The following is a 13084-nucleotide window of genomic DNA, read 5'->3' as shown; positions in this document are numbered from 1 at the left end:
GGGGAGGGATCTTTCGTGATACCCCGAGTGCTCATCGACGCGGCCGCCGTGCCGGCCGATCGTGGCGCGCTGAACAGGTATGTCGACGGGCTGGTCGGTGGGCTCCACCGGGCGGGCGCCGATGTGAGCGTGGCCTGCCAGCGGGCCGACGCCGACCGGTACGCCAGGATCGCGCCGTCGGCCAGAGTGGTGCCGGGGCCCGCCTCCATCACCAACAAGGCGGCCAGGCTCACCTGGGAACAGTCCGGGCTGCCGCTGATCGCCCAGCGGGTGGGCGCCCAGGTCATCCACGCGCCCTACTACTCGATGCCGCTGCGCTCCGGCCTGCCCACCGTGGTGACCGTGCACGACGTCACCTGGTTCAGCCAGCCGGAGCAGCAGGAGTCCGTCTTCTTCCGGTCAGCCACCCGCACCGCCGTACGGCACGCCCACCGCGTGATCGTGCCGTCCAAGGCGACGCGCGACGAGCTGGTCAAGGTACTGGCCGCCGACCCGACCAGGATCGACGTGGCCTACCACGGCGTCGACCACGCGATGTTCCACTCGCCCAGCGAGGCGGAGATCGGGCGGGTGGCCGACCGGCTGGCGCTGCACGGCCGGCCGTACGTCGCCTTCCTGGGCGCGCTGGAGCCGCGCAAGAACGTGCCGAACCTGATCAGGGGCTTCGCCAGGGCTGTCGAGGGGCTGCAGGACCCGCCCGCGCTGGTGATCGGCGGCGGCGTGCACGAGGCCGACGTCGACGCGGCCGTCAGCGAGGTGTCGGCGACGGTGAAGGTCGTCAGGCCCGGCTACCTGTCCTACGCCGACCTGCCGGGCTTCCTCGGCGGCGCGCTCGTGGTGGCCTTCCCCTCCATGGGGGAGGGCTTCGGGCTGCCGGTGCTGGAGGCGATGGCCTGCGGGACGCCCGTGCTCACCACGCAGCGCACCTCGTTGCCCGAGGTCGGCGGCGACGCGGTCGCCTACACCGAACCCGACTCCGACAGCATCGCCACCGCGCTCCGCCAGCTGCTCACCTCGGCCGAGCGGTGCGCGGGGCTCGCGGCCGCGGGCCTCGCCAGGGCGAAGGAGTTCAGCTGGGACGCCTCCGCGCAGGCACATCTGTTGTCCTATCAACGCGCGGTCGAATAGTTGGGTAACCTCACGGGGTGATGGGAAGCTCCTTGCCAGGTCTTGAGGCCATACTCCTGGTCGGAGGCCAGGGAACGCGCCTGCGCCCACTGACGCTCGGCACGCCGAAGCCGTTGTTGCCGACAGCCGGAGTTCCGTTCCTGGCGCACCAGCTCGCCCAGGCGCGCTCCTTCGGCGTACGGCGCATCGTGTTCGCCACGTCCTACAAGGCAGCGATGTTCGAGCCGGTCTTCGGCGACGGCTCCGCGATGGGCCTCGAACTGGTCTACATGACCGAGGAGACGCCGCTCGGCACCGGTGGAGCGATCCGGAACGCGGCCCAGGCGCTGACCGCGGGTCCCGACGACCCCGTGCTGATCCTCAACGGCGACATCCTGTCCGGGCACGACGTCGGCGACCAGGTCAGGCAGCACGTCGCCCGTGAGGCCGCGGTGACGCTGCACCTGACCGAGGTCGACGACCCGTCGCGGTTCGGCTGCGTGCCGACCGACTCCGACGGGCGGGTCACCGCGTTCCTGGAGAAGACCCCGCATCCCGTGACCAACCGCATCAACGCCGGGTGCTACGTCTTCACCCGGTCGGTGATCGACTCCATCCCGCCGGACGAGGTCGTGTCGGTGGAGCGGCAGACCTTCCCCGGGCTGATCGAGTCGGGCGCCCTGGTGCTCGGCTACGCCGACCGCAGCTACTGGCTCGACGTCGGCACTCCCGCCGCCTTCGTGCAGGGCTCGCGCGACCTGGTCCTCGGCCGGCTCAGCTCCCCGGCGCTGCCGGGGCCGACGGGCGAGTCGCTGACGCTCGACGGGGCCGTCGTGTCGCAGGAGGCCAAGGTCACCGGCGGCTCGGTGGTGGGGGCGCGGGCGGTGGTCGAGGCGGGCGCCTCGGTGCGCGGCAGCGTGCTCGGCGACGGGTGCGTGATCGAGAAGGGGGCGACGGTGGTCGACTCCCTCATCGGGCTCGGCGCGCGCATCGCCCAGGGCGCCGCGGTGCGTGACTCGGTGATCGGCGACGGCGCGACCGTGGGGCCGGGCAACGAGCTGCAGGCGGGGGCCCGGATCTGGCCTGGCGTGGTGCTGCCGGAGTGCGCGGTCCGCTTCTCCAGCGACGCGTAGCCTGGCTGTCATGGACGGCCTCTCCCCGGCCCCGGACGCCCGCCCGGTCCGTACGGCGGCGCCCCGCCCCCTGCCGGCCGTGCGGCCGAGACCGGTGGCCGCGATGGAGCGGAGGCTGGCGGTCGGCGCCGACCACGCGCGGATCCTGGGGCCGCACCAGCACGGCGGGCACGACCCGACCTGGCACCGGGCCGCCGACGGCACCATCTGGCGCACCTGCCGCACCCCTGACGGTCCCGGCACCCTGCGCGTCACCAGATGGGGCGGGCAGGCGTGGGGGCCAGGCGCGGCGTGGCTGCTCGACTCGCTGCCCGGCCTGCTGGGCGCGGAGGACGATGTCTCCGGCTTCGTGGTGCACCATGACGTGCTGCGCGGCTACGGCGTGCCCGGGATCGGGCGCACCGGCCGGGTGTTCGAGGCGCTGGTGCCCGCCGTCCTGGAGCAGAAGGTGGTCGGCCGGGAGGCGTGGCGCGCGTGGCGGTGGCTGCTGCGCAGGTACGGCACGCCCGCGCCGGGGCCGGCGCCCGAGGGCATGCGGGTGATCCCCGAACCCGAGGTCTGGCGCCAGATCCCCGCCTGGGACTGGCATCGGGCGGGTGCGGAGGCTGTGCGCGCCAGGACGATCGCCACCGCGGCCTGGCATGCGGACAAGCTGGAAGCAGCCGCCGACTCCGCCTCGCTGGACCGGCTCCTGCGGGCGTTGCCCGGCATCGGAGTCTGGACGTCGGCGGAGGTTCGGCAGCGCTGCTGGGGTGATCCCGACGCGGTGAGCGTCGGCGACTACCATCTCGCCTCGATCGTGGGCTGGGCGTTGACGGGGCGAAAGGCCGACGACGCCGAGATGTTGCGGTTGCTCGAGCCGTACCGGGGGCACCGGCACCGGGCCTGCCTCCTGGTCGAGCTCACCGGGCGGCGGCCGCCCGCGCGCGGGCCTAGACTGCCCGCCCGCGACTACCGGTCATTCTGAAAGGCGGCTTCCTCCAGTCCCTGCCGTCGCGCGAGTCGGTGCCCAGGAACGGGCCGGCGATGGCGAGGAGGGCGATGAGGCTGACGACGAAGATCCAGGACATGGTGTGCTCCTTTTGCTCACCTCCAATTATTGTCTGTGCATCTATTTACGTCCATCGAGACTTTCTACGAACTACCCTTCAGCATTGCTTAACGACTAGGGTGCCGGTATGACCCAAGTCAGCGATTCCGCACTCCGTCGCGCGCTCGCCCGCGCCCGCGACGGCAAGGCCCTCGACCGCACCGAGGCCGCCGTGCTGCTCCAGGCCCGTGACGAGCATCTGGACACCCTGCTGGAGCACGCCTCGCGCGTGCGTGACGCCAACGGCCGCAACGGCGTCATCACCTACAGCAGGAAGGTCTTCATCCCGCTGACCAGGCTCTGCAGGGACAGGTGCGGCTACTGCACCTTCGCCACCGCGCCGGGCAAGCTGCCCGCCGCCTTCCTGAGCCCCGACGAGGTGCTGGAGATCGCCAGGCAGGGCGCGGCCATGGGGTGCAAGGAGGCGCTGTTCACGCTCGGCGACCGGCCGGAGGACCGCTGGCACCAGGCACGCTCGTGGCTGGACGCCCACGGCTACGACGACACGCTGTCCTACGTGCGGGCGATGGCGATCAGGGTGCTCGAGGAGACCGGCCTGCTGCCCCACCTCAACCCGGGCGTGCTCTCGTGGCGGGACTTCCAGCGGCTCAAGCCCGTCGCCCCCTCGATGGGCATGATGCTGGAGACCACCTCGCGCCGGCTGTTCGAGGAGAAGGGCCAGCCCCACTACGGCTCGCCCGACAAGGACCCCGCGGTACGGCTGCGCGTGCTGGAGGACGCCGGCCGCTCCAACGTGCCCTTCACCACCGGCATCCTGATCGGGATCGGCGAGACGATCGAGGACAGGGCGGAGTCCATCTTCGCGATGCGCCGGGTGGCCAGGGAGTACGGCGGCATCCAGGAAGTCATCGTGCAGAACTTCCGCGCCAAGCAGGACACGGCGATGCGCGGGCTGCCCGACGCCTCCTTGCAGGAGCTGGCCGCGACGATCGCGGTGACCAGGCTGGTGCTGGGCCCCAAGATGCACGTCCAGGCGCCGCCGAACCTGGTCGACGACGAGTACGCGCTGATGATCAGGGCCGGGATCGACGACTGGGGCGGGGTGTCGCCGCTCACCCCCGACCACGTCAATCCCGAGCGTCCGTGGCCGCACATCGACGAGCTGGCCGCCCGTACGGCCGCCGCCGGGTTCGAGCTGAAGGAACGGCTGACGATCTATCCCGAGTACGTGCTGGCCGGCGAGCCATGGCTCGACCCCCGGCTCTTCGCGCACGTCTCGGCGCTGGCGGACCCGGCCACCGGGCTGGCGCGCGAGGACGCGCCGCTGGTGGGACGGCCCTGGCAGGAGCCCGACGGCGGGTTCGAGGCGGCCGGGCGCACCGAGCTGCACGTCGAGGTCGACACCTCCGGTCGCACCAACGACCGGCGCGACGACTTCGACGACGTCTACGGCGACTGGGAGGCCCTGCGCGACCGCCTCCCCGGCGGCGGGCCCTCCTCCTCCGACGCCCAGGAGGCGCCTGCCGGCGCCGTCGGGGCGCCCGGGGCAGGCGTCATGGGAGACGTCGCCGAGGCGCTCCGCCAGGCCGAACGCGACCCGGCCGGCCTGACCGACGCCCAGGCCGTCGCCCTGCTCGGCGCCGACGGCGAGGCCCTGGAGGAGCTGGCCCGTCTCGCCGACCACCTCAGGCGGGAGGTCGTGGGCGACGACGTCACCTTCGTCGTCAACCGCAACATCAACTTCACCAACGTCTGCTACACCGGCTGCCGGTTCTGCGCCTTCGCCCAGCGGAGGACCGACGCCGACGCCTACACCCTCTCGCTCGACCAGGTGGCCGACCGCGCCCAGGAAGGCTGGGAGGCGGGCGCCACCGAGGTGTGCATGCAGGGCGGCATCCACCCCGACCTGCCCGGCACCGCCTACTTCGACATCGCCAGGGCGGTCAAGGCCAGGACGCCCGACATGCACGTCCACGCCTTCTCCCCGATGGAGGTCATCAACGGCGCCAGCCGTACGAACCTGTCCGTCGAGGACTGGCTGGTCGCGGCCAAGGAGGCGGGCGTCGACTCCCTTCCCGGCACCGCGGCCGAGATCCTGGACGACGACGTGCGCTGGGTGCTGACCAAGGGCAAGCTGCCGGCCAAGGAGTGGATCGAGGTCATCACCACCGCGCACCGGGTGGGCATCCCGACGACCTCGACGATGATGTACGGCCACGTGGACACCCACCTGCACTGGGTGCGGCACATCAGGCTCATCCGCGAGATCCAGGAGCGGACCGGCGGCTTCTCCGAGTTCGTGCTGCTGCCGTTCGTGCACCACAGCGCGCCCATCTACCTGGCGGGCATCGCCAGGCCCGGCCCCACCGCCCGCGAGAACCGGGCCGTCCACGCCCTGGCGCGGATCCTGCTGCACGGCGCGATCGACAACATCCAGTGCTCGTGGGTGAAGCTTCGCGACGACCTGTGCCGGCAGGTGCTGCGGGGCGGCGTCAACGACCTGGGCGGCACGCTGATGGAGGAGACGATCAGCCGGATGGCGGGGTCGGAGAACGGCTCCTACAAGACCATCAGCGAGATCGGCGAGATGGTCGCCGCCGCGGGGCGCCCGCTGCGCCAGCGCACCACCGAGTACGGCACGCCGTCGGCGGAGCGGCTGGCGGCGTCGGCGGCCAGCGACGGCGTCTGCCGCAGCGTCCGCCGCCCCCTGCCAGTCGTCTGACCATCCCACCGGATATCCACGACCCGCAGATTCGGAAGTATGAATTCGGGTAGATTGGATATCGTCCGCCATAGGTGAAGGGAGGCCTCGATGGCGAAGACCACGATTGACATCGATGCGGCGAAGGCGGCGAAAGCTCAGGCCATCCTCGGCACCGACAGCCTCCGCAGCACCGTTGACGCCGCCCTCCAGCACGTCATCGCGGAGCGGGCCAGGGAGCAGTTCGTCGAGTTCGCCGCGTCGGGAGCCTTCGCGATCCTGCTGGATCCGGCGACCGAGGAGGCCATGTGGAAGTGACCTGCTATCTCGGTGACAAGAGTGCTCTGGCCCGGCTTCACATGGCCCCGGTCAGGGCCCGGCTCGCGCCTCTGATCACCAGAGGACTGGTGTCGATCTGCGCACCCACTCAGCTCGAACTGCTCTACTCTGCCCGTGGTCCGGCCGATTACGCGCAGCTCAAGAGCCAACTCGACGCAGGGTTTCCGTGGATGCCGATTCCCGACAGGGGTTGGCAGCGGGCGTGCGAGATTCAGGAGTCGCTGGCCAAGAGCGGCAAGCATCGAGGTCCGTCGATCGCCGACCTGCTCATCGCGGTCACGGCCGAGGCCTGGGAGCTGACCGTGCTGCACTACGACCGCGATTTCGAGACGATCGCCGAAGTCACCCAGCAGCCGACCGAATGGGTGGTTCCGGCGGGTGCGGCGGAGGCCGGGCCCGGGTGAGCGGACCGCCCGCCGTCGCACGACGGCGGGCTTCCGGCGGGTCAGCGGGTGACGATGAAGTCGGCGGCGTCGCGCGGGGCGCGGTCGCGGGGCGGTGCGGCGGCGTGCCCGATGGCGACGCACCCCATCGGGTCCCACGACTCGGGCAGGTCGAGCACCTCACGCACCACCGGGCGGCAGAACATCGTCGACGACACCCAGGCCGAACCGAGCCCCTCCACCGCCAGCTGGACCAGGAAGTTCTCCACCCCCGCGCCCGTCGCGACGACGAACATCTCGCGCTCGGCCGCGTTGCGCCTGTCATCGCGGTAGGTGTGCGAGCCCTCCATCACCAGGCAGGGCACGGCCAGGTAGGGGGCGTTCCGCAGGACGTCGCCGCGCCTGATCCGCTTGGCGATCGACTGCTCGGAGAACCCGTCGCCGCGCAGGTCGGCGATCCACGCCTCGCGCATGGCGTCCACCAGCCGCAGCCGCGTCTCGGCCGACTCCACCAGCACGAACCGCCACGGCGTCGTGTGGTGCGGCGCGGGGGCCGCGATGCCGGCCGCCACGGCCCGCCGTACCGCCTCCGGGTCGACGGGGGCGGAGGAGAACTCCCTGATCGTACGGCGGGCGAAGACCACGTCGCGGGAGCCGTAACGGAACAGGTCCTCGTCGGCGGGACGGATGAGCGGGCGGACCCCCGGACCGTCGTCATCGGTCACCAGATGGGACAGGCCGCGCACGATCGCCACCGGGACGCCCGCGACCTTGCCCTTGACCAGCTCGGCCGCTGCGGCGATCTCGTCGATCAGCGCGGTCACCGTGACGACGAGCGGGTTGCCGTGGGTGTCGGTGCCGCCCCTGAAGTCCTCGAGCGGCCGCACGCCCGCCGCGCCGACGGCGACGTCGGTGAGCCCGTGCCGCCATGGCCGGCCGAAGGTGTCGGAGACGATGACGCCGACGCGCCCGCCGAGGGCGGCCCTGATCCGGCGCGCGGAGGCGTCGGAGTCCTCGGGCAGCAGCAGGACGGTGCCCGGCTCGGTGTTGGAGGCGTCGACGCCGGCCGCGGCCATGACGAAGCCGTGGCGGGTCTGGGAGATGACGGTGTCGCCTCGCCTGGCGACCACGCGGTCGGTCTCCTCCTCGATGGCCGCGGTGCGGTCGGTGTCCTGGCGAAGGCGGCCCTCGGCCTTGCTGACGATCTTGGAGGTGATGACGACGATGTCGCCGTCACGCAGGTCCTCCGCCTTCAGCAGCGCGGCGATGTCGTCGCCGGGACGGACCTCGCCGATGCCCTGGACGCCGAAGACCTGGATCCCGGCGGTCATCGCTTCAGCTCCTCGGCCAGGGACAGGGCCGCGCGGGCGATGTCGGCGGCGGCGTCGGCGTCGTGCATGATCAGGGGCCGGGCCTCGACACGCACGCCGTCGAGGGCGACGGCGGCGTCCTCCTCCGCCACGAGCCAGCCGTCGATCAGGTCGGCGCCGTAGAGGGACAGCACGGCCTGCGCGCTGGTCTCCACGCCGATGGCCGTCAGGCAGGCGTCGGCCATGCCGCGCACGGGCGCCCCGCCGATGATGGGGGAGACGCCGACGACCGTCTTGGCGACCAGGGCGTCACGGATGCCGGGGATCTGCAGGATGGTGCCGATGCTCACCACCGGGTTCGAGGGCGGCAGGATCACCACGTCCGCCTCGGCGATCGCCTCGAGGACGCCAGGGGCGGGCCTGGCCGTGTCGGCACCGATCAGCGCGATCGACTCGGCGGGCACGGAGGCGCGCAGCCGTACCCACCACTCCTGGAAGTGGACGGCGCGGCGGCCCTGGTCGTCGCTGATGACGACATGGGTCTCGCAGCGGTCGTCGCTCATCGGCAGCAGCCGCACCCCCGGCTGCCACCGCGCGCACAGCGCCTCGGTGACCTGGGAGAGGGGGTAGCCGGCCTCCAGCATCTGCGAGCGCACGATGTGGGTGGCGAAGTCACGGTCGCCGAGCCCGAACCACTGCGGCTCGACGCCGTAGGCGGCCAGCTCCTCCTTGACGACGTGGCTCTCCTTTTCTCGCCCCCAGCCCTGTTCCTCGTTGATGCCGCCGCCGAGCGTGTACATCACGGTGTCGAGGTCGGGGCAGACCCGCAGGCCGAAGAGGGTGATGTCGTCACCGGTGTTGCCGATGACGGTGATCTCGGCGTCGGGGACGGCGGCACGCAGGCCGCGCAGGAAGCGGGCTCCGCCGATGCCACCGGCTAGGGACACGATACGCATGCCGTCAGTCTTGCATCCGGGTCTCGGAGACCTGTCCGGAGCGGCAGCGTTCCATGTCCTCATGTCATGAAATTTCAGTGCATCTGGGCTGATCAGGGAGGATTGGGGTAGATGAGCTTGCTGGGACTCCCGCCACCAAAGTCAGCTATGTGGCAAACTCCCCTCGGGTGGTAAGCCACCAGCAGGGGGTTAACTGTGAGCAAAATAGACGTCAGCCGGCTGAGAGAGCCGGCTGCATTGATCATGCTTGCCGTCGCGGCGGGGAACGTCCTCGCCGCGCTCGTGCGTTTGCTGGTCTCCGAGTCCGGCACGGTGTCCTCGCTGGTGCTCAGGGCGCGCATGGTCCAGGGTGACCTGACGAGCCCCGTCGCGGCCGCGCTCGCCGTCGGCGCCGTGGTCCTGGTCACCCAGCTGGGCGGAAGCCCCACCCCCAAGGCGAAGACCATCGCCTACGGCGCGGCCGGCACGCTGGCCGCGGGTGCCGTCTTCGGCGCCATCGCGCTGCTGCTGGGCCTGTTCGCGGGCCTGGGCTTCGCCGCCCTGCTGACCTTCGTGCTCACCGGTGTCCCCACCCTCGCGCTCACCGCGCTCGGCGTGGTCTACCTGCTCCCGCAGGTGCTCGCCGCACGTCCCGCCACCCCCTCCTTCAGCGGGTACGGCCAGCAGCCCGGCTTCGGCCAGCAGCCCGGATTCGGTCAGCAGAGCTTCGGCCAGCAGCCTCCGAGTCAGGCGCCCGGCCAGCAGACCCCGGGCCACCAGACTCCGGGCCACCAGACTTCGGGCCACCAGACTTCGGGCCAGCAGCCGCAGGGCCAGCACCCCTCCGCGCCGCAGCCCCCCTCCGGCCAGCAGTACGGCCAGCAGCCCCCCGGCCAGACCCAGCAGTACGGCCAGTCCGCCGCCGGATACGCCCAGCAGCCCCCCTCCTCCGGTCACGCCCCGCAGCCGGCGGCCCACGGCGGCCCGCAGGGCTACGACCAGCAGCCGTTCGGCCAGGGCGCCGCCGCCGGCCCCGCCCCGCAGCAGGTCCAGCCGGAGGTTGCCTACCAGCCGCCGCCCAGACCCGAACTGCCCGCCCTGCCGCCCGCGCCCACGCCGCAACCGGAGCCGCAGACCGCCTACGCGCCGCAGCCCGAGTCGCAGAACGTCTACGCGCCGCAGCCGGAGTCGCAGAACCTCTACGCCGCGCAGCCGGAGCCGCAGAATCTTTACGCGCCCCAGCCGGAGTCGCAGAGCGCCTATGCGGCCCCCCAGGCGGAGTCGCGGAACGTCTACGCGCCCCAGCCGGAACCGCAGAACGTCTACGCCGCGCAGCCGGAGTCGCAGAGCCTTTACGCGCCCCAGTCGGAGTCGCCGAGCCTCTACGCGTCGCCGTCCGAGCCGCAGAACCTCTACGCGCCCCAGCCGGAACCGCAGAGCGCCTACGCGGCACCTCAGCCGGAACCGCAGAGCGCCTACGCGCCGCAGCCCGAGTCGCAGAACCTCTACGCCGCCCAGCCGGAGTCCCAGCACCTCTACGCGCCGCAGCCGGAGCCGGGCGCCTACACCTCGCTGGACAGCCCCTACGCCGAGGCGCCCCAGCAGACCGCCTACGACACGCCGCAGCAGCCCGCCTACGCGCCGGTCGAGCCGCAGCCGAGCGCCTACGCGCCCGAGCCCCAGATCTACCGGCCCGAGCCGGCCTCCTACGCCTCGCCGCAGGAGCAGAACGGCTACACGCCGTCCGAGACGCTGCCGAGCAACGGCTTCGCGCCGCAGCAGGATTACCAGCCCGCGCCGTACGTGCCCGCCGACAGCCTCCCCAACGCCTACAACCCGCCGCCGAGCGCACCGGCCGCCTACGACACGCCGCCGAGCGCCTACGACACGCCGTCCTACCAGCCGGCCGAGACCGCGCCGAGCACGCCGTACCCGCAGGCGGAGCCGCAGCAGCAGCCCTACTACGAGCAGCCGCCCGCCTTCGAGCAGCAGAGCGGCACCCCGTTCGCCGGTTACTCGGGCCAGGAGTACGCCCAGCAGCAGCCGCCCTACGCCGAGCCCGACCCGCCCGTCGACCCCCGCTCGCAGCAGATGCTGCACGCCTACCAGCAGGCGGAGAGCTACCAGCAGTCGACCGCCGGCACGCATCCGCAGTTGCACTTCGACGCGGCGCAGCCGTACCAGCAGCCCTACGACGACCCGTTCGGCCACCCGCAGTCCCCGCCCGCGGCCACCTACCCGCAGGGGCAGCACGCCGAGTCGACGATCAGGTTCGACCAGAGCGGCTACCGCCCGGGAGACGACCCGATCGACCCGACGGCCATCTACACGCCGAACGATCCGCGCCGGTAAAAAGGCCGGTAAGAGGGCCGGTATGAGGTCGGTCAATTCCGGATAGAGAGAAGGTGGGCCCTGGGCGGGCGTCAAGTCTGCCCTGGTACGGTTCCGACCGCTGACAGCGTTGAACAAGTCACGGCAAGGCCATGGATACCGGATTCACACGGTCGTGAACCTCCCATGGCAAGCACACCGGGGCGAGGTGGTCTTTCCCCGGATACCGGCATGCCGCTTGACGTCGGCCACGGCCCGCGCGTGTAATTACAGCCATGTTGTTACGCCTCCAGGAGGGGTATAGAGGGAGGCGTCTATGGGGGGCTCCATTGCGGGCGGGCGGCAGGGAGGTGTGCAGTGACCGACTTGGTGGTCATCGCACAAGATCAGCTTGAGGCTGAAGAACTCGGCTGGCAGGAGCGTGCGTTGTGCGCTCAGACCGATCCTGAGGCGTTCTTCCCGGAGAAGGGTGGCTCCACCCGAGAGGCCAAGAAGGTCTGTCGTTCATGCGAGGTGCGGGCCGAGTGCCTGGAATACGCACTCGAGCACGACGAGCGGTTCGGCATCTGGGGTGGGCTGTCCGAGCGGGAACGCCGAAGGATCAAGAAGCAGGCCGTTTAACTGATTCAACGAGATATCTACTAAGGGTCACGCGGCGGTTCGGTGTCTGCCGCGTGACCCTTTTCGGCTGTCATGGTGCCCGACGCTGATCATCTCCCCGGTCGGAGCCGACCCGCCGACCGTGTCGTCAGCGCCGGCAACAGCAGCAGGAACGGCTCGGCCGCGGGCTTCCCCGGAAGGGCCATCCGGTCCGTGGCCGGGGTGGTCAGCGTTCGTCGTAGCCGGGGTCGACCGTCTCGGGGGACACGCCGAGCAGGGACGCCACCTGCTCCACCACCGTGTCGTGGACGAGCGCCCCCAGCATGTCGCGGTCGCGTGCCCGCGCCTCCAGCGGCCGCCGGTAGATCACCACCGACGCCGGTTGGGACCCCGACGCCGCGTCGGCGCGCCCGAAGGGGATCGGGTCCGATCCGAGCCGGCCAGGTCCGTCGCCCAGCTCGCTGGCCGGCGGGACCTCCTCCACCGCGAACTCCACGGCGGCCAGCTGCTTGCCCCACTTGGGCTTCAGCCGGTCGACCGCGTCGAGGACGAGGTCGTCGAAGCGCTCGCTGCGCGAGCGGGCAAGGGGAACGTACGAGGGAGCGAGCGGACCGCGAAGGCCGCGCCCGTGGCGGTCGCGCCGTCGAGGGCCGCGCGTCGGTGTCACACCCCAAGCTTAAGCTTTCGGCCGCACCCAATCAGGGCCGACATCGGTACAGGTGGGTGGAAACAGTGGGACAGGTGTCCGAATTGTGGCGACACGCTCGTTAAGAGTGCTCAGGTAGTGGCGCCTCGCACGCATAGCAGATACGGTCCCTCCGTGAGCCCCGTCCGTCGCTGTTCCCGCACTGCGTGCAGTCAGCCTGCCGTCTTCACGCTCACGTACGTATACGCCGACTCGACCGCTGTTCTCGGCCCCTTGGCGACGTACGCGGAGCCGCATTGCTACGACCTGTGCGCCGAACACGCCGAACGGCTGACCGCCCCCCGTGGTTGGGAGGTCGTGCGCCTGCCGACGGACGGTGCCAGCCCGAGCACCGATGACCTCGAGGCGTTGGCCAACGCCGTGCGCGAGGCGGCCAGGCCGCCTTCGTCCGGCAGCACCGAGCCCGTCGGGCAGGGTGTGGAGGTCGGCCGGCGCGGTCATCTGCGTGTTCTGCGCTCCGCCCAACCCCACCGGGAGCGCTAGTAGGC

At 71.4% G+C, this 13084-nt stretch carries 12 protein-coding genes; 9 read left to right on the top strand and 3 right to left on the bottom strand.

Annotated elements, in window-relative coordinates; translation table 11 throughout:
- Nucleotides 1-15: 15 nt before the first annotated feature.
- The 6 genes from ABZX22_RS04425 (at nt 16) to ABZX22_RS04400 (ending at nt 6735) form a co-directional block, all read left to right on the top strand.
- Nucleotides 16-1128 carry a glycosyltransferase family 1 protein gene (locus ABZX22_RS04425; protein WP_354906023.1) on the top strand — a complete coding sequence of 371 codons (1113 nt, stop codon included), beginning with the start codon at nt 16-18 and terminating at the stop codon, nt 1126-1128.
- A 20-nt stretch (nt 1129-1148) separates the two neighbouring features.
- Entirely contained in the window at nt 1149-2240 is a 1092-nt protein-coding gene (locus ABZX22_RS04420) for an NDP-sugar synthase (RefSeq protein ID WP_354906022.1), read from the top strand.
- A gap of 10 nt (nt 2241-2250) precedes the next feature.
- On the top strand, nt 2251-3207 hold the full coding sequence (locus tag ABZX22_RS04415; protein WP_354906021.1) for a DNA-3-methyladenine glycosylase 2 family protein: 957 nt from the start codon (nt 2251-2253) through the stop codon (nt 3205-3207).
- A 211-nt stretch (nt 3208-3418) separates the two neighbouring features.
- Complete coding sequence (locus ABZX22_RS04410; protein WP_354906020.1) at nt 3419-6013, top strand: bifunctional FO biosynthesis protein CofGH; 2595 nt, start codon at nt 3419-3421, stop codon at nt 6011-6013.
- A gap of 90 nt (nt 6014-6103) precedes the next feature.
- Entirely contained in the window at nt 6104-6310 is a 207-nt protein-coding gene (locus ABZX22_RS04405) for a type II toxin-antitoxin system VapB family antitoxin (RefSeq protein WP_354906019.1), read from the top strand.
- Nucleotides 6301-6735, top strand: coding sequence for a PIN domain nuclease (locus ABZX22_RS04400; protein ID WP_354906018.1), 435 nt, complete (start codon nt 6301-6303; stop codon nt 6733-6735). The genes ABZX22_RS04405 and ABZX22_RS04400 overlap by 10 nt, the downstream gene beginning before the upstream one ends.
- Before the next feature lie 41 nt (nt 6736-6776).
- Here ABZX22_RS04400 and ABZX22_RS04395 read toward each other — a convergent pair whose 3' ends face one another.
- On the bottom strand, nt 6777-8045 hold the full coding sequence (locus ABZX22_RS04395; protein WP_354906016.1) for a coenzyme F420-0:L-glutamate ligase: 1269 nt from the start codon (nt 8043-8045) through the stop codon (nt 6777-6779).
- On the bottom strand, nt 8042-8980 hold the full coding sequence (gene cofD / locus ABZX22_RS04390; protein ID WP_354906014.1) for a 2-phospho-L-lactate transferase: 939 nt from the start codon (nt 8978-8980) through the stop codon (nt 8042-8044). The genes ABZX22_RS04395 and cofD overlap by 4 nt, the downstream gene beginning before the upstream one ends.
- Before the next feature lie 195 nt (nt 8981-9175).
- On the opposite strand from cofD, the gene ABZX22_RS04385 reads away from it, so the two are divergent.
- Both ABZX22_RS04385 and ABZX22_RS04380 read left to right on the top strand, forming a co-directional pair.
- On the top strand, nt 9176-11311 hold the full coding sequence (locus ABZX22_RS04385) for a hypothetical protein (RefSeq protein WP_354906013.1): 2136 nt from the start codon (nt 9176-9178) through the stop codon (nt 11309-11311).
- A gap of 336 nt (nt 11312-11647) precedes the next feature.
- The gene (locus ABZX22_RS04380) at nt 11648-11911 is read left to right on the top strand and encodes a WhiB family transcriptional regulator (protein ID WP_354906012.1); all 264 of its coding nucleotides are present in this window, start codon (nt 11648-11650) and stop codon (nt 11909-11911) included.
- Between the two features lie 205 nt (nt 11912-12116).
- On the opposite strand, the gene ABZX22_RS04375 is transcribed toward ABZX22_RS04380, so the two are convergent.
- Complete coding sequence (locus ABZX22_RS04375) at nt 12117-12557, bottom strand: metallopeptidase family protein (protein WP_354906011.1); 441 nt, start codon at nt 12555-12557, stop codon at nt 12117-12119.
- 153 nt (nt 12558-12710) lie between these two features.
- On the opposite strand from ABZX22_RS04375, the gene ABZX22_RS04370 reads away from it, so the two are divergent.
- Nucleotides 12711-13079 (top strand): DUF3499 domain-containing protein, encoded by a 369-nt coding sequence (locus ABZX22_RS04370; RefSeq protein WP_354906010.1) that lies wholly within the window; start codon nt 12711-12713, stop codon nt 13077-13079.
- Nucleotides 13080-13084: the final 5 nt, after the last annotated feature.

The organism is Nonomuraea sp. NPDC003804, from assembly GCF_040610675.1.
GTDB lineage: Bacteria > Actinomycetota > Actinomycetes > Streptosporangiales > Streptosporangiaceae > Nonomuraea.
The sequence above is the reverse complement of the archived record's forward strand: the minus strand, read 5'-3'. Positions and strand labels throughout refer to the sequence as shown.

Coding starts and splice junctions, on each gene's coding strand:
- ABZX22_RS04420 (WP_354906022.1), top strand. CDS start 1,149: ATGGGAAGCTCCTTGCCAGGTCTTGAGGCCATACTCCTGGTCGGAGGC.
- ABZX22_RS04415 (WP_354906021.1), top strand. CDS start 2,251: ATGGACGGCCTCTCCCCGGCCCCGGACGCCCGCCCGGTCCGTACGGCG.
- ABZX22_RS04410 (WP_354906020.1), top strand. CDS start 3,419: ATGACCCAAGTCAGCGATTCCGCACTCCGTCGCGCGCTCGCCCGCGCC.
- ABZX22_RS04405 (WP_354906019.1), top strand. CDS start 6,104: ATGGCGAAGACCACGATTGACATCGATGCGGCGAAGGCGGCGAAAGCT.
- ABZX22_RS04395 (WP_354906016.1), bottom strand. CDS start 8,045: ATGACCGCCGGGATCCAGGTCTTCGGCGTCCAGGGCATCGGCGAGGTC.
- cofD (WP_354906014.1), bottom strand. CDS start 8,980: ATGCGTATCGTGTCCCTAGCCGGTGGCATCGGCGGAGCCCGCTTCCTG.